Origin of the sequence: Micromonospora sp. NPDC050397 (assembly GCF_044901685.1) — a bacterium.
Lineage (GTDB): Bacteria > Actinomycetota > Actinomycetes > Mycobacteriales > Micromonosporaceae > Micromonospora_G.
The window spans coordinates 1062324-1083860 of record NZ_JBJDPS010000001.1; the positions used below are offsets into that span (position 1 = coordinate 1062324).

Below are 21537 nucleotides of genomic sequence, written 5' to 3' on the forward strand. Positions count from 1 at the left end.
TCGACAACGATCAAGAATCGATCGTCTCGCCCACCCGCCGTTCGGGCGTCGGCTCAGGTCGTCGCCGGGCGGTGGAAGACCATGTCGAAGTGGGCATCCAGCGCCCCGAGCGCCTGCTCCGGGGTGTAGTGGCCGCCGAGCAGGTAGACCCCCAACCCCTCCATCAGCGCCAGCACACCCGCCGCGACCTCCCTGGGCGCCGGGCCCGGGACGACGCCGGCGATGAAGTCCACCAACTCGGCGGTGTCCTCGCTCACCGCCACGGCGGCCGCCGGACGTACCGCCGTGTAGGCGAGGAACGCCAGCGCCACCCGCCCGTCGTTGCGGGACTGCTCGTCGAGCGGCAACAGCGCCGCGATCATCGTGCGCAGCAGTTGGCGCGGTGGCGGGTTCTCGCCCAGCCGGGCGAGCGCGTCACCGACCCGGATCTGGCCGCGCTCGCGCACCACGGCCATGGCGAACGCCATCATCTCGTCCTTGGTGCGGAAGTAGTGCTGCACCATCCCGGGCGAGACACCGGCCTCGGCGGCCACGTGCCGCAGGCTCACCGCCTCCAGCCCCTGTTCGGCGGCCACCCGCATCAACGCGTCGGCGATGAGCGTACGTCGTTCCTGGCGGTCCACCTTCTTGGGCATAACCTCGATGCTTTCGTCGTACGCGGTCAACGGTTCGTGTGGCTGGCACCGACCCTGCCAGGTGTGGCGGCGGTTCGGGGCGCAGACACGCTCCGCGCCTTGCGGACGAAGTCGTCGGGATCGTCGGCGTACAGGCGTACCTCGTCGACCGGCTCGGTGCGCCCCTTCGGCAGCACGAAGGTGGTCGGGCGACGCAGCCGGACGTCGACGCTGGTCTGGCTGCCGACCACGATGTGCAGCACACTGCGGTCACCGGCCTGTTCGACCTGCACCGACCTGCTCGACGGCATCGAGCGGTAACTCTTGCCCACCGTGTCGACGTTGTCCCACGGCACCGTGACGTCGAGGCCCGCCCCCATCCGTACCCGAATCCCGGCGTCGCCGATCACGTGCGGGTGGATTCTCAGACTCGCGAAGAAGCCGATCATCCAGAGCAGACCCCAGACGCCGAGTACGAGCACGATCCACCGGGCCGGTTGCCAGGGCACGACGTTGCTGACGATGACGTCGAAGATCGGGATCTCGACGGCGGACAGGCCGATGAAGACACCGAGGATCGGCTTGACCACCCCGACGTAGCCGAACGGTTCGTCGCCAGGTGCCAGGGGGAGAGGCGCGCGCCGCGCCCAGAGGTACATGCTGCGCCACATCGCGCCCTCGGTCGTTACCGCCCGCCGCAGCAGTGCGGCGGTCCTGCCCGGGGCGGGGGTCTTCGCGTCGCTCATCGTCTTCCTCGTGTCGGTGGATGGTGACCGTTGGGTCAGTGGATGGTGACCGTTCCGGCACCCGCGTCGACGGTGACGATCTGCCCGGTCGAGATCCGCCGGGTGGCGCCGGGGACGCAGATGACCGCGGGGATGCCGTACTCGCGGGCCACGGTGGGGCCGTGGGCCATCACCGCACCGGTCTCGGTGACCAGGGCGGCGGCGGTGAGGAAGAGCGGGGTCCAGCCGGGGTCGGTGGTCGCGGCGACCAGGATCTCGCCCGGTTCGATGTGGGCGGTGGCCGGGTCGTGCACCACCCGGGCCGGTCCGGAGGCCCGGCCCGCCGCCGCCCCGACGCCGCGCAGGGTGCCGTCCGGCGCCGGCCCGGCCGGCAGCACGGTCTCGATCTCGGTGCCGTCGGAGAGCAGGGCCACCGGCACGCTACGGCGGCGCAGCTCACGTGCGTGCGCCGTACGCCGGGCGGTAACCGTCGTTCGGTGGTCGGTGCCCTGCTGTACGGCGTCGTGCACCTCGTCGAGGGTCAGGAACATGATGTCGTCCGGACGCTCCAGCAGTCCCGCCCCGCTCAGCTCGGCGCCGACGAGCAGCAGTTGCCGACGCATCTCCCGCAGCCGGTATAGCCCGGCGAACTTGCCCGCCTCGCGCAGACCGGCCAGCGACCGCGCTCTGCGCAGCAGGAACCCGGCGATGGTGCCCCGTACGGGCCGGCGCCGTCGGGCCCGTACGACCAGCTCGCCGAGGGTCGCCTCGGCGGTCGCGGCGGCGCGTTCGAACCTCCGGTCGGGTGCCTGCTGTGGATCCGTCACCCGCAGGTAGTTGGCGATCGCGGCGAAGACCGGTGCGGGGTCCTCGTCCCACCGGGGCACACCCAGGTCGACCTCGGCGGCGCCCCGGTGGCCGTACCGGCGGAGGAACGCGGCGAGCCCGATCTCCGGGAGTGTGCCGTCGAGGTAGCGGGCGGCCAGTTCCTCCGGTGCGGTGTCGAGCAACAGCCGGCGGTGCTGGTCGGCGCCCTGGGCGAGCCGCCAGAGCGCCAGGTCCATCTCGATGGTGACGTTGTACGGCATCCCGCCGAGGACCGTGTGGATCTCGTTCTCGTCGGCGACGCCCTTGAGGAGCTGCGCCGGCAACGCGGCCGAGAGCATTCCGGTGACGATCGGCCAGACGATCTCGTCGACACTCTCCGGCGCTTCCTGGTCCCGTACGAAACGCAACCGCTCGGCGGCCGTGGCGGGCCCGTCCGGTCCCGCCGACCCGAGCCGTAGCCGCTCGATGGCGTCGAACATCCGCTGGCGCGCCTGGTCCGGCCGGACGAGCGTGCGTACGATCCCGGCCAGCGCGCGCCCGGCGGTCCGCAGCGACGCGGCGTCCGCCCCCGGCCGGCGTTGCCGGACGCCCTTGACCGGGGCGAAGCGTGGATCGGCCAGGACGTGCCGCATCACCTCCTGGGCCCGGGGGCCGAAGTCGACCGCCATGAGTTTGACCAGCCGCTTCCGGGTCGAGCCGTCCCGGGCCAGGTCGGACAGGTCGCCGTAGAGCCGGCCGCCGATGTCGACGATGTCGACCCTGATGCCGAACGAGGCGAGCATCGCGGCGATCAGTGATCTCAGGGAGGACATCCCCATCGGGGTGACCGGTTGCAGCATGCCCTGGACGTGACCGAACTCCAGGTAGACGCGGGGCAGGGGTTTGTCGGTCGCCGGGGCGAGCGGGAACAGGGTGGTGATCGGCCGTGACTGGAGCAGCCACAGGGTGCCCTGTCGGTCGATCGCCCACTCCACGTCCTGCGGGCTGCCGAAGTGTTCCTGGATCCGGTCGCCGGTGGCCCGTAGCTCCCCGAGCTGGGCCGTGCTGAGACAGCCCGGGTCGGCAGGCGCGGTGCCGTCGAGGACGTAGTGGTCCACGACGGCCGCGCCGTCGACCACCGTGGTGCCGGGTCCGGGGGCGGCGTCGACCATCATCTCGGTCCGGCGGCCGGTCACCGGGTTGGCGGTGAACAGCACCCCGGCCACGGCGGGGTCGACCATCCGCTGCACGACGACGGCCATCCGTACGTTGGTCTGATCGATGTCGTGGGCGTCGCGGTACGCGACCGCGCGCGGGCTGTGCAGCGAGTCCCAGCACTTCTCGATCGCGGTGAGCAGTTCGGTGACGCCCTCGACGTCGAGAAAGGTGTCCTGCTGCCCGGCGAAGCTCGCGTCCGGCAGGTCTTCGGCGGTCGCGCTGGACCGGACCGCCACCGGCCCCGGGCCGAGTCGCCGGTACGCCTCGACGATCTCCGCGCGGGGGAGCACGCCCTCCCGGTGGGCCTCCGTCGTCACGCAGAACCCCTGCGGCACCCGTTCGCCCTGCCGGAGCAGCGCGCCCAGCCCGGCCGCCTTGCCGCCGACCAGGTCGACCATCTCGGCGGTGATCTCGGAGAGCGCGAGTACGCGCATCAACGGCCCCCTCGTTGCGATACGACTGTATTGCATCCCACCGTACCTGGTTTGCAATACGACTGCAACGTGATGCCGTCGAGTCGAGCTGTGGCCGGTCACTGACCGGCTGTCAGGTCAGATCGACGAGGTGACCTTCGTGGTGGCGGGCGCGTCGGGCAGGTCCGTCGGAGAGTCGTCCGCCTCGTCGGCCCCCGCCGCCACGCCGCGCCGGTGCCACCACCGCTCCGCCGCGCTCACCACCAGCATGGTGCCGCCGACGTAGGCCCAGCCGACCAGGACGTCGATGATGTAGTGCTCGCCCGAGTAGACCAGGGTGAACGTCATGGCGAGCGGGTACGCCAGCAGCAACGGCCACCAGCGGCGCCGGGCCATCGGCAGGAAGAACGCGATCACCAGCAGCGCGTACGCCGTGTGCAGCGACGGCATCGCCGCCACCGGGTTGGACGCCTCGACCTGGAGCGCGTTGAGGGTGTTGCCGGCGCTGTGCAGACCGATCGCCTCCCACCCGTTCGTGGAGATCCGCTCGACCGGGTCGATCAGGGCCCCGTGCTCCGGCAGCGCCGCCCACCACGGCGGGGCGGCCGGATAGAGGAAGTACGTGACCAGGCCCGCCAGCGTCAACGTCATCCACCGCCGCATGTACCGCTTCCACTGGTCCCGGGACCGTACCCAGAGCACCACGGCGGCGGCCGGCACCGCCAGGAAGTGGGAGAAGTACACCAGCGAGACGATCACCTCCCACCACTGCACCACACCCGGCTGCCACAGGTGGTGCTGGAGCCAGACGGTGGGCACGTCGCCGCCGGTCAGCCAGCCGAACATCCACTCGTCGGCCCGGACCAGCTCGACGGCGTGCGGCTCGGAGAGCCCGTCGGCGAAGCCTCGGGAGATGTTGTAGATCAGCAGCATCAGGATCACCGGCAGCCAGTCCCGCAGGAAGGCGAGGTGCCGGCGCCACGGCAGGTGGCTGTTCCAGGCGATGGTGGCCAGCCACAGCCAGGCGAACGGCAACACCGGGTCGCTGGTCGGCAGCCCCAGGAAGTACGCGCCGACGCCGAACCCGACCGCCCAGATCGACATCGCGATCAACCGGCGTCGTCCACGGGTGGGCTGCGGCGGGGGAGGCTGGGAGCCGGTGGTGGTCATGAACGATGAGGTTAACGGCTGCCGAACATCGACCGGCCGGGTGGCGGCGACCAGCAGGTCGGATGGGACGACCCGGGCTCACCCGAGGCGGCGTTCGAGCCACCGGGAGAGCATGGTCAGCGGCAGGCAGATGACGAAGAACACCACCAGCACCGCGCCGAGGATCGGCACCGCGTGGGTCTCCCCGCCGGTCAGGGTGAGCCGCTCGATCGATCGCTGGGAGGCTTCGAGGATGTCGAGCAGACCGATCACCGCGGCCAGCGAGGTCTGCTGGGTGAGGTTGACCACCAACCCGATCATCGGCGGCAGCGCGCGCCTGGCCGCCTGGGGCAGGATGACGTACCGCATCCGGCTGGGCCAGGGCAGCCCCAGCGCGGCGGCGGCCTCGGCCTGACCCCGGGGCACCGACTGGACCGCGCCGCGTACCACCTCGGCCATGTTGGCGCTGCCCCAGAGGCTCAACCCGATCGCGGCCGCGGTGAAGGTCTCCACCCGCAGGCCGATGATCGGCAGCACGAAGAAGATGAAGAACAGGATGATGATGATCGGCAGCCCGCGCCAGACCTCGACGTACGCCCGGACGGCGGCCCGGACCAGCCGACCCGGCACGGTCAGCAGCGTGCCGAGCAGCACCCCGACCGCGATGCTCGCCAGGACGCTGATCGCGGCGAGCGTCGCGGTGGTTCGCAGGCCGGTGGCGAGGTAGCTCGCGACCGGCGGCACCCAGGGCGGCATCAGTGTCCTCCAGGAATCGCGAACCGGCGTTCGACCGCCCTCGTCGCCAGCGACATGAGCCACACCAGTCCCAGGTAGATGACGCCGATCGCGAGGAACATCTCGAACACCCGGAACGAGACGGCGACGATGTTGACCGCCGTCTCGGTCAGCTCCGGATAACTGATCGCGATCATGAACGAGGAGTTCTTGAACACCGAGATCTGGGTGTTGGTGACCGACGGCAACGCGATCCGCCAGCCGAGCGGGAAGGCGACCTGCCGGAACGCGGCCAGCGGGGGGAAACCGAGTGCCCGGCAGGCTTCGACGTAACCGTGCTCGACCGCCTCGAACCCGGCCCGGAAGTTCTCGACGTTGTACGCCCCGCCCCAGAGCAACAGGGAGAGCCAGCCGACGGTGAAGGCGTCGAGCCGTAGTCCGATCTCGGGCAACGCGAAGTACAGGAAGAAGATCTGTACGAGCAGCGGAGTGTTGCGGAACACCTCCACGTACGCCCGGACGAGTTGACGCGCGACCGGGACCCGGAACGCGGACACCGCGCCGAGCAGTGCGCCGACGACCAGCGCCCCGGCCATGCCGATGGCGCTGATCGCGACCGTGCGGACCAGACCGGCGGCCAGCTCGTCGAGGTGCTCGACGAGGAATCCCGGGTCGAAGCGGTAGTCGTCGGCGATCGTCATCGCTCAGCAGACCAGGGTGGAACCGGTCGGGTAGACCAGGTCGTTGCCGGGGCGGGGGACGAACTTCGCGAACTGCTGTTGCAGGTTGGGGTCGGTGACCGTCTTCTGGAACTCGGTCCAGAAGAACTCCTCGGTCTGCAGCTTCTTCAGGGCCGCGTTGACCCACTCCAACATGGCGCTGTCACCCTTGCGTACGCCCATTCCCCACGGGCTGCCCGCCTTGCTGTCGCCGACCACCTTGAGGTCGGTGTTCTTCGCCGCCAGGTCGAGCAGCAGGGTGTCGTCCTGGGCCAGCGCGTCGCCCCGGTCCTGCTTGAGCGCGGTCAGCGCCTCGCTGGTCTGGCCGAAGAGCACCTGCTTGACGTCCTTCATGCACTGGGTGAGCCAGAGGCTCGCGGTGGCGCCGTTGGTGCTGATCACCGACTTGCCACCGAGGTCGGCGAACGACCCGATCGGGGAGTCCTTCGGCACCAGCAGCTTCACCCCGCTGGAGAAGTACGGCGTGGTGAAGTCGATGGTCTCCGCGCGCTCCCTGGTGTAGTTCATCGTGGCGATGATCAGATCGATCCGGTTGGTGGTGAGGAACGAGACCCGGTTCGCCCCGGTCACGCAGGTCAGCTCGACGTTGTCGGCGTCACCGAAGGCGTAGCCGGCCAGCTTTCGGGCGATGTCAATCTCGAAGCCGGCGTTCTTCGCGGCCTCGTCGATGTACCCGAACGGCGGGTAGTCGCACTTGACGCCGACGGCGAGCTTGCCCCGGTCGCGTACGTTGCCGGGCAGCGGCGCGCCCACGTCCACAGGCGCACCGGCGGGACTGTCGTCCCCGCCGCCGTCCGTGGCGGAGCAGCCGGTGGTCAGGGCCAGTGCGACGGCGAGCAGAACCACGCCGATACGCTTCCTCATCGCGAACTCCTCCCGCCCACCTGCGGTGGGCTAACGCAGAACCTTGCGGAGAAACTGACGGGTACGTTCCTGCTGCGGCCGGTCCAGCACGTCGGCGGGCGGCCCCTGCTCGGCGATGACGCCGCCGTCGACGAAGACCAGACGGTCGCCGAGTTCACGGGCGAAGCCCATCTCGTGCGTGACGCAGAGCATCGTCATGCCGGAGCGGGCCAGGTCGCGCATCACGTCGAGGACCTCGCTGACCAGTTCCGGATCCAACGCCGAGGTCACCTCGTCGAAGAGCATGACGTGCGGGTCCATCATCAGCGCCCGGGCGATGGCGACCCGCTGCTGCTGGCCGCCGGAGAGTTGCCGGGGATGTGCCCCGGCCTTGTCCGCCAGTCCGACCCGACGCAGCAGCGCGTGAGCGCGCTCCTCGGCCTCGGCGCGCGGGGTCTTCAGCAGCTTTCTCGGCGCCAACGTGAGGTTGTCCAGCGCGGTCAGGTGCGGGAACAGGTTGAACTGCTGGAAGACCATGCCGATGCGGCGGCGTACGCGGTTGAGGTCGACCCCGGGTGCGGTCAGATCCTCCGATTCGAGCAGGACCTGGCCGGCGGTGACCGGCTCCAGCAGGTTGACGCAGCGCAGCAGCGTGCTCTTGCCGCCGCCGGAGGGGCCGACGACGGCCACCACCTCGCCCCGGGAGACGGTGAGGTCGATTCCCCTGAGCACCTCGAGGTCACCGAACGACTTGCGTACGCCCCGCAGTTCGACCATCACGTCCACGGTCACCTCCTTAACTGATCGACTTGGTGGGTTGTTGCCGCCGAGGGAGGCGGGGCCGGACGCCGACCCCGCCTCCGGTGCTCCGGGTGCTACCGCCCGAGGCGCTCGAACTGCTCCGGGGTGAGCTTCTGCGACGGACCGTGGTACATCGCGTTGAAGATCATTTTCTCTTCGCCCCGGTTCCAGGTGCGGAACGCGATCTCGCTGGCGAACGTCACCACCGAGCCGCTGCCGACGCTCCAGGAGAGGCCGTTCACCGCCCCGTTGAGGTACTCGCCGCCGATCAGCCAGCCGCTCTGCAACTGCTCGCCACTGTCCGGGTACTTCGACACCACGTGGACCGGGTACTTGTTCGGATCGGTGATCTCGTACGCGCGGTCACCGTCGAACCAGGCCGGGTTCTTCGGGTCCATGCCCCAGGCGACCGGGTCGTTGGTGTCGATCTCCTGGGTGAGCAGGGCGCCGGGGCAGTAGAAGACCGACTCGTCGGTCGGCAGGACCGAGCGCAGCGGCAGTTCGAAGAGCTGCTGTGCGGTGTTCGCGCCGCTGCCGAAGGCCACCAGCGTGCCGCCCCCGGTGACGAAGTCACGCAGCTTGGCCCAGCCGTCCTCGCCGACGCCGAAGGCCCAGCTCCACTCCTCCGGGTAGTTGTTCCGGTTCAACCCGTTGGTGATGGAGGTCTTGCTCACCCCCTGCGGCATCACGATCGCGTCGAACCGGCCGGCGAGGTTCTTGTAGTCCTGCGCCTTCACCACGGAGTAGTTCACCCCGTACTGGTCGAACATCCACATCAGCCAGCCGGACTGGATGTTGTTCGCCGGCTTCAGCAGGCCGATCCGGGTGCCCGGCTTGAGCTGCGCGCCGGCGACCCGGGGCACGGTCGCGACGGCCGAGACCGGGATGCCGGTGTTGCGGGACTGGTTCTGCAGGATCTGCCGGGCCGCGTCGGTCGGCGGGACCACGAACGTGCCGGCCGGGAAGGTACGGCCACCGTCGACGAACTGCGCCGCGGCGCGGAAGGTCGGAATGCCCTGCCGCTGCAACCTCGACACGATCTGGAACACCCCGTACGACTCCGGTCCGACCACGTAGGCACCGGTGGCCGGTGGCGCCGCCGGCATCGTGACCGGCGCCGGCTTGATCTCGGTGAGCAGCTTGGTGCTGACCGAGAACGAACCGGTGACCAGGTCGGCCTTGAAACCGAGCAGCATCGGCAGGGTCTGCGCGGTCACGTCGTACGGCCGCTGCGGCGGTCCACCGGGGTACTCCAGCAGGTGCGGGTACTCCTGCACCTCGAGCAGCGTCTTGGCGAACCCGCCGTACGGCTGGTTCAGGTAGACGACCCAGGAACCGGCCGGATACTGCTTGCCGCCCGCGCTGAAGGCGGCCTGGGCCTGGTGCACCTCGACCGCGCCGGTGAAGAGGATGTCGAGCGCGTCGCGGACCGCCTGCGGGTCGCGCTGACCGGCCGCGATGACGTACGCGCGGGGGCTGGTCCGGGTGACCGCCTTGACCCCGACCCGGTAGAAGTTGAACAGCCAGTTGTACCTGTCGTAGGCCACCGCCTCGATGCCCGAGTAGAACGCCTGCGAGACGTAGTCCACGATCTGCCGCAGCGTCCAGGTGTTCTGGTCGTACGGCTCGATGAAGCTGATCGACGACTGCTGGCTGCCGAGCGGGCCGGAGCCGACCTGCGGGTAGGCCAGGTTCGAGCAGCTCGCCGCCTCGGTCAGGATGCGTACGGAGTTGTGGTAGACGCAGTACTGCCGCGACGGCGTCCAGTAGTCGTACGTCATGCCCCAGCCGACGCCCTTCATGCCGGCGGCGGTCATGCCCCGCTGCATCGCCAGGCCGAGCGCGTCGGTCTGCTGGACCGTGATGGCGTCGATGTTCGGGTCGTACGGCGACAGGTAGGGCGGGGTGAACATCCGGGGTGCGCCGGAGCCGGCCTGGTGCGAGTCCTGGAGCACCTGCGGGTGGTACTTGTCCTGGATCTGGACCGCGTAGCGGCTCTCGATCTGGGTCAGCATGAACCAGTCACGGTTGTCGTCGTGCCCGGTGTACTTCTGGTAGAGATCCGGGTACGTCCGCGAGAAGTTGGTGCCCGCCGTCTCGACGAAGTAGTCGTTGACCTTGACCAGTCCGTCCGGGTTCTGACAGGGCACCAGCAGGATCACCAGGTCGTCCAGGATCCCGTCGATGTACTCGGACTGCTCCGAGGCGAGCCGGTGCGCCCACTCGATGGTGGCCTGCGAGTTGCCGACCTCTGTGGAGTGGATGCCGGCGTACACGAAGTAGAACGGCTTCCCGGTCCGGGCCAGCTCGGCCGCCTCGGTCGGGGAGAGTCCACGCGGGTCGGCCAGCTTGTTGTTGATCTCGATCAGTTTGTCGAGGTTGTTCAGGTTCTCCGGCGAGCTGATCGTGAGCAGGACGTACTCGTTGCCCTCGGTGGTCTTGCCGATCTCCTCGTACGTGACCCGGTTGCTCTGCTCCGCGATGAGCTGGAAGTAGGGGACCATCCTGTCCCAGGTCGCGAGCTTGCCGTCGGAGCCGATCCGGAAGCCGAAATACTGTTCCGGGCTGGGGATCGCGGCAGCCCGCGCGGCGGCCGCCGGGTCGGTCGGCTGGGCCGGGTGCGGCTGCGCCGAGGCCGTCTCGGGGTGGATCACGGTCGCGGCGGCTGCCGCGGCACCGGCCACCGCCGTGGACCTGAGCAACGTACGACGGGACAGGCTCGTGCTCTCACTGATCGTCATCTGGTATCGCCTTCCGCGGCCGGTCCGCTGATCGGCCGTCCTCTGGTACGGAGATGGGCGTCTCTCCGTACCGCTACCGGTAGGTTCTTCCCGCGGAACCCGAGCGGTGTCGCCTCACCCGGCACGGTGGCCGGGTGAGTTGCCGGATTCCGGATGCTCCCGTGCCTCCCAGACTCCCAACAGGTGAGCACAGCCATCAGCCCCAGATCAGCCGTACGCACCCGGGGGAGCCCGGCCACGCTCGTCGGTCACCCACCGGAACCCGCAGGTGATCGGCTCGCGACTATGGACGCTCGGCCTGGAGGCAGCAACGATCATCGAAGCCTCCTCGGCCGCTTGTTGATCACCTGCCCCCATTGAGTACCAGTCGACAGGCCCATCGGGCAATAGAGATCAACAAATTTAACCCGGGAGCAACGGTTGTAGTGATCTTGCCCGCCCACTGCCCCCTCGCGTGGCTGATCATGAGGTTGTCGCCCTCTTGATCTTGTCCAGGCTGCGACAACCTCATGATCAACGGGGTGGGGGCGGGGCGGACCGGCGGGTGTTGGGCGGGGTGTTCCGTTTGCGAGGTTTTTGGGCTTGATCGACTTGGGTTGGGGTCATGATCGGCGGAATGTTGGCTGGGTCGGGGTCGTTATACATCGCGTACGACCGGAGCAGCGCCGAGGCGTCCCCCGCCTCATAGAGCCTGTGGCCTCGTACTTCTTCCCGAGTGACGCACCTGTGTCCCCCACGTGTGTGCGCCTCGGAACCCCCGAATGGAAGGTGAACCATCGTGAAGACGACCATGACCCGATGGCTCCCGGCTGTCGCGGAGACCTCGTTTGTTCGTAGGACCGCCCTGGGTGTTGCCGGCCTCGCCTTTGTCGGTGGCGCCGTCGCCGGACCCGCGAGCCACGCGTTCGCGTCCCCGGCCGAGCACACCGCCCCGGCCACCGTCGCCGCCGTGAGCGCCGACAGCAAGCCGGCCATGGACAAGCTGGTGCCGCACGGCACTCAGGGTGCGCAGTCGCACATCAGTCTGAGCAAGGATCAGCTTGCCAACGCCAAGGCCATCACGGACACGGCCAGGAAGCTGGGCATGGGTGAGCGTGGCGCGGTCATCGCGGTCGCGACGTCGATGCAGGAGTCGAAGTTGGAGAACCTGGGTCACCTGGGTGACATGAACGACCACGACTCGCTGGGTCTGTTCCAGCAGCGTCCGAGTTCTGGTTGGGGTTCGCCTGAGCAGATCACCGACCCGGTGTACGCGTCGACGGCGTTCCTGAAGGGTCTGAAGCAGGTTGACGGTTGGCAGGACATGCCGCTGACCGATGCGGCGCAGAAGGTTCAGGTGTCGGCGTTCCCGGATGCGTACGCGCAGTGGGAGGACCAGGCCGCGCACATCGTGCAGGACGTCTGGACCAAGTAAGCAACACCGCGACACCAGGAAACGATTCGGCGTTGGCCGGGTCCCCACGACGGGGACCCGGCCAACGCCATTTTCATGCGCCTTCCACGACGCGGTTCTCCCAGGCCCAGGCAGCGATCTGGACCCGGTTCCGGACTCCGAGTTTGGTCTGGATGGTGGACAGATGGCTTTTCACCGTGCTCAAGGAAATGAACAACTGAGCTGCGATTTCCTGGCTGGTGCAGCCTCGCGCCACGGCACGGACAACGTCGATCTCGCGGTCGGACAGCAGCCGTACGGAGTTGCCGGCGGAGGCCGGTCCTCCGGGGGCCGTGAGATGGCGCAGCAGCCGCAGCGTGATCGACGGGGAGATCAACGCGTCGCCGTTGTCGGCGGCGCGGACGGCCTCGACAAGCAGGGCAGGACCGGCGTCTTTGAGGATGAAGCCCACGGCGCCACCCCGCAACGCGCCGTATACGTACTCGTCCAGGTCGAATGTGGTCACCACGATGACCCGCATCGGGTTGGGTACGCCCGGTCCGGCCAAGGCCCGGGTGACCTCGATGCCGTCGAGGCGGGGCATGCGGATGTCGACGAGGCACACGTCCGGCCGCAGGCGTCGGGCCTGGGCGATCGCCTCGACGCCGTCGGCGGCCTCGGCGAGCACGTTGATGTCGGGCTGGTCTTCCAGGATGAGTCGAAGGCCGCTGCGAATCATCGCCTGGTCGTCGGCGAGCAGGACCTTGATGGTCATCGGGGTTCCCTTCCCGGCAGTGGCAGGGTCGCGTGCACGGACCAGCCCGCACCGGGTCGAGGGCCGGGGCGCAGCGTGCCGCCGAGCGCCTCGACACGTTCTCGCATTCCGATCAAACCGTAGCCGGCGCGGTGATGGGGCCGAGCGGTCGCCGTCGGGGCATCGTCCACGACCTCGACCGTGAGCCCCGCCGGGTCCTCGGCGACGGTGACGACCACCGAACGTGCCTGTGGCGCATGACGCGACACGTTTGTCAGGGCCTCCTGGACGATCCGGTAGACCGTACTGGTCACCTCGGCTGGCCACGACGTGGTGTCGTCCGGCAGACGCAGCCGTACGGCTGGGCCTTGTTCGTTGAAGCGTTCGACCAGTGCGCTGAGCTGTTCCGGACCGTGTTCCGGCCCGGGAGAGGCGGGCGCCGGCTCCTCGGTGTCCCGTAACAACCCGACGACGCGGCGCATCGCGGCGAGCGCGTCAACCCCGGCGGCCTCGATTCCGACCAGCGAATCGGTCACCTTCGCGGGCGTCTTGCGGGCCACGATCTGGGCGGCCTGGGCTTGGATCAGCATGCCGGTGATGTGGTGGGCGACGATGTCGTGCAGTTCCCTGGCCAGCCCCAGCCGCTCGTCCTGGCGTACCTTCTCCGCGGTGGCCCTGGCCCGGTGGTCGAGCATCCGCAGCGACAGACCGACCACGATCGCGGCGAGCCATCCGGCGCCGTTGATCGCTGCCACAGCGGCGGCACCGGAAGAGGACGGCCGAGCGGCCAGATGACTTCCGAGTGCGACCGCGAACCCGGCGAAGGCGAGCGCGCCGGCCGGTACGGGCGGTAGTGCCCGGATCGCCGAGCCGATGAGCACCGACAGGGCGAGCGCGATGGCGGGTCCGGGTTCGGCGGGAAGGTGACCGATCCGAGCGGCGAGGATCGCGACGGCCGCGACCATGACGCCCGCGACTGCCGTCCATATCCGTTGCCGGTGGCGTAGCAGTGCGAGCAGAGACACGACCACCGCTGCGGCACCGCCGAGGAGCCAGTAGCGCGCGCCCCAGCTCTGCGCGATGGCGATGGCCTCGATCACGATCGCCGCGAGGAACACGGAGCCGAGGCCGATACTGACGATGATCGCGGCCGTCCCCGCCGGCCGACCCGTATTACCCATGCCGCTAACCGTAGGAAGACCGGACTCGTTGCGGACCGGTCAAAAGTACGGTCGCGGGTGGCGGGAGCCGTGCTTTGGACTGATGCTGGGCGGGACTGCGCGCTCGCAGGATGGCGTCATGCCATTCGAGGATTCCTCCCCGGTGCTGCGAGCCGAGGGTTTGACAAAGCGCTACGGCCGACGCGCCGCGCTGACCGACTGTGACCTGACGATTCCACGGGGCCGAATCGTCGGCCTGGTGGGTCCCAACGGGGCGGGTAAGTCGACGCTCCTGCAACTGGCCTGCGGGCTGATCGAGCCGTCGTCGGGCAGGCTGAGCGTACTCGGGTCGCGTCCGGCGTCGAATGCCGCGCACCTTGCCCGGGTCGGATTTGTCGCGCAGGAAACCCCGGTGTACGCGACCTTCAGCGTGGCCGATCACCTGCGCATGGGGGCCAGGCTGAACCCGTCTTGGGACCAGGCTCTGGCGGAGCGACGTGTCGCGGAGGTCGGGTTGAACCCGGCCCAGAAGGCGGGACGGCTCTCCGGCGGCCAGCGGGCGCAGCTCGCGTTGACGATCGCCGCCTCGAAGCGTCCGGAGCTGTTGATCTTCGACGAGCCGGCCGCCGCGCTGGACCCGCTGGCCCGGGACGGGTTCCTGCGGAACCTGTTGGAGTCCGTCGCCGACCTGGGCGCCAGCGCGGTGCTGTCGTCACACCTGCTCGGCGACGTGGAGCGGGTCTGCGACTACCTCGTCGTGCTGTGCGGCTCCCGGGTGCAGGTCGCCGGCGAGGTGCGGGACCTGCTCGCCAGCCACCACCGGTTGGTGGCGGCGCGAGGCCAGCTCGACCGGCTGCCCGCCGGGGTGGAACTCGTACACCTCGAGAACCTCCACCGGCAGAGCCGAGCCGTCGTACGCACCGAGGCGTGGCCGTCGGAGCCGCCGTGGACCATCGAGCCCGTCACGCTGGAGGAGTTGGTGCTCGCCTACCTGGCACGGGCGGCCCGTCAGGGATCCACCGCCGCCACCTCCACCGCCGCCGCCTCCGCTGCGATCGGGGAGGGGCTGCGATGATCTGGATGAGTTGGCGACAGTTCCGCGTCCAGGCGCTCATCGGTACGGCGGCACTGGCCCTTGTCGCCGCCTACCTGTTGTACCTCGGTGCCGACATCCGCGACGCCTACGACGCGTACCGTATCCGTTGCCAGAGCCAGGGCGACTGCGGCGTGGCCATGGCGCGGTTCCACGGCGACTACCAGAATACCTTGCTGTTCCTCGCGGCCGGATTCGGCCTGGTCCCGGTTCTCATCGGTGCTTTCTGGGGCGCACCGCTCATTGCCCGGGAGTGGGAGGCCGGGACCCACCGTCTGGTGTGGAACCAGAGTGTCACCCGCCGCCGCTGGCTCGTCGTCAGGCTCACGGTTGTCGCGTTGGCCAGCATGATCGTGGTTGGTGTGATCAGCGCCCTGCTCACCTGGGCGGCCAGCCCGGTCGACCGGGTGGCCGAGGATCGGTTCAGCACCATCGTGTTCGGCGCGCGGAACGTCGTACCCATCGGTTATGCCGCGTTTGCCTTCATGCTCGGCGCCGTCGTCGGCCTTCTCGTCCGGCGGACGCTACCGGCGATGGCCATCACCTTCCTGGCCGTCATCGTCGTCCAGGTCGCGGCGCCGAACCTGGTGCGGCCACACCTCATGCCGGCGGAGGAGGTCGCGATGCCGATGACCGCCTCGGCGGTCAACGGGGCTCGGGGCCTGGGCAGCATCACGGGTGCGGCCGTCGTCAAGGGGCTGAGTGTTCCCGATGCCTGGGTCACCCGCGTGAGCGAGTTGCGTACGAGTGACGGGAAGGACCTGAGCCGGGAGAAGTTCGACGACTGCTTCGGTAACCCGCCGAAGACCGGCGCCACCGGGACGTTCGGCGACACCGCAGTGTGCCTGGGCGAGCTCGATCTTCACGTAGACGTCGCGTACCAGCCCGACGACCGCTACTGGACCTTCCAGTGGGTCGAGTCGGCGATGTACCTCACGCTCGCGGTCCTGCTGCTGGCCTTCGGGCTGTGGCGGGTCGAGGGTCGGCGGGTGATATCTTAGGGCTCCTAAGTTTTGTCTTAGTGAGCGAAGGTTGTTTTGCCACGCCAGGGTCTGACGAGTGGGCGTGTCGCGGCCGCCGCGGCCGAGTTGGCGGACGAGATCGGGTTGTCGCGGCTGACCGTCGCGGCGGTCGCGCGGCACTTCGGGGTCTCGGACGCCGCCCTCTACGTGCACGTCCGCAGCCGAGACGCGTTGATCGAACAGGTCGCGGTCCGGGCGGCCGCCACGTTCGCCGACGGGCTCGCGCTCGCCGTGGCCGGTCGCGCCGGCCGGCAGGCCCTGGTCGCGTTCGCCGAGACCTGGCGTACGTTCGCCGCCGCGCACCCGGGGCAGTACACCGCGACTCAACTGCGGTTGCCACCGGAGGTCGGAAAAGGTTCGGCCGGGCACCTGAGACTGATCGAGCTGAGCTACGCGATGCTTCGCGGGTACGGGCTGGACGAACCGGAGCTGACCGACGCGATTCGCTTCGTGCGGAGCACCTTTCATGGATTCGCGAGCCTCGAAGCGGCCGATGGCTTCGGGCACCCCCGCGACATCGACGCGTCCTGGCGGAACATTCTTGACGCCGTACACGCGACGCTCGGTAACTGGCCGACCGGAACAGAGGAAAAGCAGTGAACAGTCACGACAGCCGCGATCAGTACGTCAGGTCGGCGGACGGTACGCGTCTGGTGGTCCGCCGACTCGGTTCGGGCGACCCCGTTGTCCTCGTACACGGCTCGGGCGGTGGGTTGCACTCGTGGGCCATGGTCGCCGATCAGCTCGCCAGCGACTACGAGTTGTGGATGCCGGCCAGGCGCGGTTACGGTCCCAGCGACGTCACCGCTGGCGTCAAGTCGTTCAAGGACGAGACAGCCGACCTGGTAGCCGTTGTCGACGCGGCGCGTGAATCGTCGGGCCGACCGGTGCATCTCGTCGGGGGGTCGTACGGTGCGACCCTGTCGTTGCACACCGCGTCGGTGAATCCGAGTGGCCTGCGTTCGCTGGCCATCTTCGAGGCTCCGCTCTACGCGGCCGGGGCCGAGGTCGTTCCGCTGCTCGATCGGTACCGTGCCGCCTTCGAACGGGGCGACGCCCAGCGGATGCGTGCGGTGCTGAACGAGGTGACCCGGGTTCCGGCCGAGGTCGTGACGGCACTCGCGGCTGCGGCCGGTGACCGTGCGCCCGACCCGGCCGAGGCTCGGCGGTCAGCGGTCGGCTGGCTGCACGATCTCGAAGCGCTTGCCGACGACAGTACGGACATCGCACGGTGGTCCTCGATCACCGTACCGACCCTTCTGTTGCGGGGGGCCGACACCTGGGAGCCGATGCCAACCACGATGAATGCTCTCGCGAAGGTGGTGCCGGGAGCGCGCGAGGTCATTTTGCAGGGGCAATCGCATTTCGCGGCAATGACGGCGCCCGGACTGTTCGCGGACAATTTGCGTCAGTTCTTTACCGAGGTGCCGGCGTAGCCCGATCACCACGTCAGGCGACCAACCGGACGCATGGCGCGGTTTGGTCGTTTCCTCCGATCCAGAGCTTGCTCGGCTGCTCCTGCCAGCGCGCGGGAGCCTCCGCTGGGTGGGGTGTTCCGTTTGCGAGGTTTTTGGGCTTGATCGACTTGGGTTGGGGTCATGATCGGCGGAATGTTGGCTGGGTCGGGGTCGTTACACATCGCGTACGACCGGAGCAGCGCCGAGGCAGTTTCCCCCGCCTCATAGGGCCTGTGGCCTCGTACTTTTTCCCGGGTTGTAGTGCCCACCCCCTTTGGGTGCTCCTCGGAACCCCCGAATGGAAGGTGAACCATCGTGAAGACGACCATGACCCGATGGCTCCCGGCTGTCGCAGAGACCTCGTTCGTTCGTAAGACCGCCCTGGGTGTTGCCGGCCTCGCCTTTGTCGGCGGCGCCGTCGCCGGACCCGCGAGCCACGCGTTCGCGTCCCCGGCCGAGCACACCGCCCCGGCCATGACCACCGTCGCCGCCGTGAGCGCCGACAGCAAGCCGGCCATGGACAAGCTCTCCCCGCACGGCACGCAGGGTGCCCAGTCGCACATCAGTCTGAGCAAGGATCAGCTTGCCAACGCCAAGGCCATCACGGACACGGCGAAGAAGCTGGGCATGGGTGAGCGTGGCGCCGTCATCGCCGTCGCCACCTCGATGCAGGAGTCGAAGCTGGAGAACCTGGGTCACCTCGGTGACATGAACGACCACGACTCGCTGGGTCTGTTCCAGCAGCGCCCCAGCTCCGGTTGGGGTTCGCCTGAGCAGATCACCGACCCGGTGTACGCCTCGACGGCGTTCCTGAAGGGTCTGAAGCAGGTTGACGGTTGGCAGGACATGCCGCTGACCGATGCCGCGCAGAAGGTTCAGGTGTCGGCGTTCCCGGATGCGTACGCGCAGTGGGAGGACCAGGCCGCGCACATCGTGCAGGACGTCTGGACCAAGTAAGCAACACCGTTACGCACGGAAGCCGGGTCCCGGAAACGGGACCCGGCTTTTTGCATGGCTCCTGACTCCCAGTGGTCAGGGGATTGGTCGGGGTGGTGATCTGCGAGCATGATGCGATGGGTCTTGATCGGCAGATGGTCAGTTCCGGCTCACCACTCGAACCTCGGATCGGATTCTCCCGGGCGGTCCGGAAGGGAGCGCACATCGCGGTCGCGGGTACCGCCCCCATCGGGGACGACGGCACGACGGTGGGGCGGGGTGACCTCTATGCCCAGACCGTGAGGTGCCTCGACATAGCGGAGACCGCACTGAGGGAGGCGGGAGGCCGGCTGGCGGATGTCGTACGGACCCGCGTCATGCTCACCGACGTGAGCCGCTGGGAAGAGGCAGCGCGAGCACACGGAGAGCGGTTCGCGGAGGTTCGCCCCGCCTGCACCTTCGTCGAGGTCTCGCGCTTCGTTGATCCCGACTGGCTGGTGGAGGTGGAACTCGACGCCATCCTCGACCAACCTCCCGCTCCCGCCGACCCGGGCAGTTCGAGCGTGGGTTGACCATGAAGTTGTCGCGTGGTGCGAGGGCTGGACACGCGACAACTTCATGATCTGTGAGTGGGGTCTGTCAAGTCGTGGTGTGGTTGGCCTGCATGATGCGGTAGAGCTGGCGGGCGATGTATCGCTTCAGGCAGCGGTTGATTTCGGGGTTGGTGCGGCCTTCGTTCTGTCGGCGGGTGATGTAGTCGCGGGTGGCGGGGTCGGTGCGGCGTCGGGTCAGCATGATGGTGTGGAGGGCGCTGTTCAGGGTGCGGTCACCGCCTCGGTTGAGTCGGTGGCGGTTGGTGCGTCCGCTGCTGGCTGGGATCGGGGCGGTGCCGGCGAGGTTGGCGTATGCCGCTTCGGAGCGGACTCGGCCGGGGTGTGACCAGGTGGTGAGAGCGACAGCGGCGGTCACGGGACCGACGCCGGGTTGGGCCAGTAGGGGTGGGCACAGGTCGGTGACGAGGGCGCGTAGGCGGCGGTGGTTGTCGCGGAGCGTGGTGTCGAGATCGGCGACGAGGGTGGCCAGGGTGTGTAGTTCGTGCCGTCGGGTGGTGGTTTCGGTGTTCGTGTTGTCGGGCTTGTCCAGGGTGGTCAGGTAGGTGATCTGTTGGTTGGTGGTCAGGTGGCGTAGGTCGGCGCGTAGTGGGTCGTCGGCGGTCAGGATCAGGGATTTGATCAGGTTGATGGTGGCGGTGCGGGTGTCGCTGTGGTGTCGGCGGACGGTTAGCAGGATGCGGAGGGCTTCCCGGGTGCCGTTGGCGCGTGGGGTGGCGGGGTGTGTGGTGGCCAGGCAGGCGCGTGCGGCGTGCAGCGCGTCGGCGGAGTCGGACTTACCGCCGCGTCGGCGGTTCGCGGTGACGGGTTTCGCGGCTTCGACGACGGTTTCCGCGGCGGCGTGGAGGAGCCGGTGAAGGCCTTGCCCGTGTGAGCGGGTTCCTTCCACGGCCCACAGCCGTTGGTGGCCGGCGGGTGTGTGGTCGTCGGCGAAGGTGAGTAGCCGGGTCAGCCCGTCGGGGTCGGTGGTAACGGTGATGTCGGCCAGGACCCGGCCGACGCGGTCGACTATCACGGCGGTGTGGGTGTCGGTGTGGGTGTCTACCCCGATCACCAGATCGGCCGTGTCTGCGACGATGGTCATCTCGGGTGTTGTTCCTTCCAGGCGGCGTCCGAGGGGCCGGCGTCGGCTCGGGGAGCAGTCACCCAGGCGGCATATCTGTGATGGGTCACGTACGCGTGGCACGGACAGGCTTCTGATCAGGCCAACCGGGTGGGCCGGGCCGACGCCGGTGATCCCGTGGGGACAGGTCAACGAGATGACACGCCCGCGTGGGCGGTCAGATCATGAATGGGTCACCCACAAGATCACCAGCGTTGGACCCTACAGCGCCGAACCCGAGCCCGAACGCCACCCACATAGAAGCGTCAACCCGCCCGGGAGTCGGGTCGGGAGGTCAGGGGTGGGGTCGGTTCGCCGGGGCGTGCCAGTCCGGCAGGTCGGCTCCGGGGAGGGTGAAGGAGCTGAAGTCGGTCGTCGCGCGGAAGGCCGGCACGGTGTAGAGATCGCGCGCGTACGCCCAGAGGTGTGGGAACTCGTGCAGTCCGGGGTTGACGACGCGGTGCGCGTTGACGCCGACGTCGTAACGGACCAGGGTCACCCAGAGCCTGATGTCGGCCTCGGTCAGAGTGTTGCCGACCAGGTAACGCCGCGACGCCAACCGCTGGTCGAGTGTGGCGAACGCGTCGAGCAGGGTGCTGCGCGCGCCCTCGCCGTCCGGACCGGGGCGACCCGCCTGGCTCACGCCGTGGTTGACGGCCGGGTTCAGCCAGTTGTCCAGCTCTTCTATCTCGTCGCGATGCCGCAGTGGATAGGTGTCGACGATCGGTTCGGCGAGGTGTCGGAAACGGGTCGCCAGGTCGATGCCGATGGTCTTGAACTCGTTGCTGACCACCCGGGCGGTGGCCCGATCCCAGAGGGTCGGCACGGACACGTGTCCGTCGAAGCCCTCCTCGGTCGCCTCGTACGCCTGGCGCAGCAGGGTGAACCCGTTGACCGGGTCGGGGCCGTGCTGTTCGCGGAACGCCCAGCCTCGGCCGTCGCGTACGTTGTCGACGTAGGAGACCGTGACGACGTGGTCGAGGTTGGCCAGTGCCCGGGTGATGGTCACCCGTTGCGACCACGGGCAGAACCATCCTCCGTAGAGGTGGTAGCGGCCGGCGCGGGGGGTGAAGCCGGTTGAGCTGTCGTCGCTGATGCGATCGGTGAACCGGTAGAGCGGTCGGGGGTCGTCGGGCCGGCGGACGATCCGGTATTCGCCGTGGGTTCTGCTGTCGGCCGGAGTGGCGAGGCGACTGAAGGACGAGAGTCTCGGCATGGGCCTACCTCCGAGGAGTCGGAGCGCG

The 21537-nt window shown here is 68.7% G+C and carries 20 protein-coding genes; 7 read left to right on the top strand and 13 right to left on the bottom strand.

Features of this window, described 5'->3' with window-relative positions; all coding sequences use genetic code 11:
* Positions 1-53: 53 nt before the first annotated feature.
* From ACI2K4_RS04185 to ACI2K4_RS04225, 9 genes are all read right to left on the bottom strand, one after another.
* A complete protein-coding gene (locus ACI2K4_RS04185; protein WP_404508578.1) occupies positions 54-635 on the bottom strand; it encodes a TetR/AcrR family transcriptional regulator in 582 nt (193 codons plus the stop codon).
* Between the two features lie 26 nt (positions 636-661).
* Positions 662-1360, bottom strand: coding sequence for a hypothetical protein (locus ACI2K4_RS04190; RefSeq protein ID WP_404508580.1), 699 nt, complete (start codon positions 1358-1360; stop codon positions 662-664).
* Positions 1361-1395: 35 nt separating this feature from the next.
* Positions 1396-3798 carry a PEP/pyruvate-binding domain-containing protein gene (locus tag ACI2K4_RS04195; RefSeq protein ID WP_404508582.1) on the bottom strand — a complete coding sequence of 801 codons (2403 nt, stop codon included), beginning with the start codon at positions 3796-3798 and terminating at the stop codon, positions 1396-1398.
* A 117-nt stretch (positions 3799-3915) separates the two neighbouring features.
* Positions 3916-4947 carry a phosphatase PAP2 family protein gene (locus ACI2K4_RS04200; protein ID WP_404508584.1) on the bottom strand — a complete coding sequence of 344 codons (1032 nt, stop codon included), beginning with the start codon at positions 4945-4947 and terminating at the stop codon, positions 3916-3918.
* Between the two features lie 78 nt (positions 4948-5025).
* Positions 5026-5682, bottom strand: coding sequence for an amino acid ABC transporter permease (locus ACI2K4_RS04205; RefSeq protein WP_404508586.1), 657 nt, complete (start codon positions 5680-5682; stop codon positions 5026-5028).
* Complete coding sequence (locus ACI2K4_RS04210; protein ID WP_404508587.1) at positions 5682-6362, bottom strand: amino acid ABC transporter permease; 681 nt, start codon at positions 6360-6362, stop codon at positions 5682-5684. Before ACI2K4_RS04210 ends, ACI2K4_RS04205 begins: the two co-directional genes overlap by 1 nt.
* Positions 6363-6365: 3 nt before the next feature.
* A complete protein-coding gene (locus ACI2K4_RS04215; protein WP_404508589.1) occupies positions 6366-7265 on the bottom strand; it encodes a transporter substrate-binding domain-containing protein in 900 nt (299 codons plus the stop codon).
* Between the two features lie 30 nt (positions 7266-7295).
* Positions 7296-8021 (bottom strand): amino acid ABC transporter ATP-binding protein, encoded by a 726-nt coding sequence (locus tag ACI2K4_RS04220; protein ID WP_404509177.1) that lies wholly within the window; start codon positions 8019-8021, stop codon positions 7296-7298.
* A gap of 98 nt (positions 8022-8119) precedes the next feature.
* A complete protein-coding gene (locus ACI2K4_RS04225; protein ID WP_404508591.1) occupies positions 8120-10786 on the bottom strand; it encodes a M14 metallopeptidase family protein in 2667 nt (888 codons plus the stop codon).
* Between the two features lie 790 nt (positions 10787-11576).
* Here ACI2K4_RS04225 and ACI2K4_RS04230 point away from each other — a divergent pair.
* Complete coding sequence (locus ACI2K4_RS04230) at positions 11577-12200, top strand: hypothetical protein (protein WP_404509178.1); 624 nt, start codon at positions 11577-11579, stop codon at positions 12198-12200.
* A 73-nt stretch (positions 12201-12273) separates the two neighbouring features.
* On the opposite strand, the gene ACI2K4_RS04235 is transcribed toward ACI2K4_RS04230, so the two are convergent.
* Both ACI2K4_RS04235 and ACI2K4_RS04240 read right to left on the bottom strand, forming a co-directional pair.
* Positions 12274-12933: a response regulator gene (locus ACI2K4_RS04235; protein WP_404508593.1), complete on the bottom strand. Its 660-nt coding sequence runs from the start codon at positions 12931-12933 to the stop codon at positions 12274-12276.
* A complete protein-coding gene (locus ACI2K4_RS04240; protein WP_404508595.1) occupies positions 12930-14093 on the bottom strand; it encodes a sensor histidine kinase in 1164 nt (387 codons plus the stop codon). The genes ACI2K4_RS04235 and ACI2K4_RS04240 overlap by 4 nt, the downstream gene beginning before the upstream one ends.
* 118 nt (positions 14094-14211) lie before the next feature.
* On the opposite strand from ACI2K4_RS04240, the gene ACI2K4_RS04245 reads away from it, so the two are divergent.
* From ACI2K4_RS04245 to ACI2K4_RS04270, 6 genes are all read left to right on the top strand, one after another.
* Positions 14212-15147: an ABC transporter ATP-binding protein gene (locus ACI2K4_RS04245; protein ID WP_404508597.1), complete on the top strand. Its 936-nt coding sequence runs from the start codon at positions 14212-14214 to the stop codon at positions 15145-15147.
* Positions 15144-16166 carry a transmembrane transport protein gene (locus ACI2K4_RS04250; protein ID WP_404508599.1) on the top strand — a complete coding sequence of 341 codons (1023 nt, stop codon included), beginning with the start codon at positions 15144-15146 and terminating at the stop codon, positions 16164-16166. Before ACI2K4_RS04245 ends, ACI2K4_RS04250 begins: the two co-directional genes overlap by 4 nt.
* 36 nt (positions 16167-16202) lie before the next feature.
* Positions 16203-16787, top strand: coding sequence for a TetR/AcrR family transcriptional regulator (locus tag ACI2K4_RS04255; RefSeq protein ID WP_404508601.1), 585 nt, complete (start codon positions 16203-16205; stop codon positions 16785-16787).
* A 53-nt stretch (positions 16788-16840) separates the two neighbouring features.
* Complete coding sequence (locus ACI2K4_RS04260; protein WP_404509179.1) at positions 16841-17623, top strand: alpha/beta fold hydrolase; 783 nt, start codon at positions 16841-16843, stop codon at positions 17621-17623.
* Positions 17624-17971: 348 nt separating this feature from the next.
* A complete protein-coding gene (locus tag ACI2K4_RS04265) occupies positions 17972-18601 on the top strand; it encodes a hypothetical protein (protein ID WP_404509181.1) in 630 nt (209 codons plus the stop codon).
* Positions 18602-18717: 116 nt separating this feature from the next.
* Entirely contained in the window at positions 18718-19152 is a 435-nt protein-coding gene (locus ACI2K4_RS04270; protein WP_404508603.1) for a RidA family protein, read from the top strand.
* Between the two features lie 67 nt (positions 19153-19219).
* On the opposite strand, the gene ACI2K4_RS04275 is transcribed toward ACI2K4_RS04270, so the two are convergent.
* Both ACI2K4_RS04275 and ACI2K4_RS04280 read right to left on the bottom strand, forming a co-directional pair.
* Positions 19220-20275, bottom strand: coding sequence for an IS110 family transposase (locus ACI2K4_RS04275; protein WP_404508605.1), 1056 nt, complete (start codon positions 20273-20275; stop codon positions 19220-19222).
* A 313-nt stretch (positions 20276-20588) separates the two neighbouring features.
* Positions 20589-21509 carry a glutathione S-transferase C-terminal domain-containing protein gene (locus ACI2K4_RS04280; protein ID WP_404508607.1) on the bottom strand — a complete coding sequence of 307 codons (921 nt, stop codon included), beginning with the start codon at positions 21507-21509 and terminating at the stop codon, positions 20589-20591.
* Positions 21510-21537 lie beyond the last annotated feature (28 nt).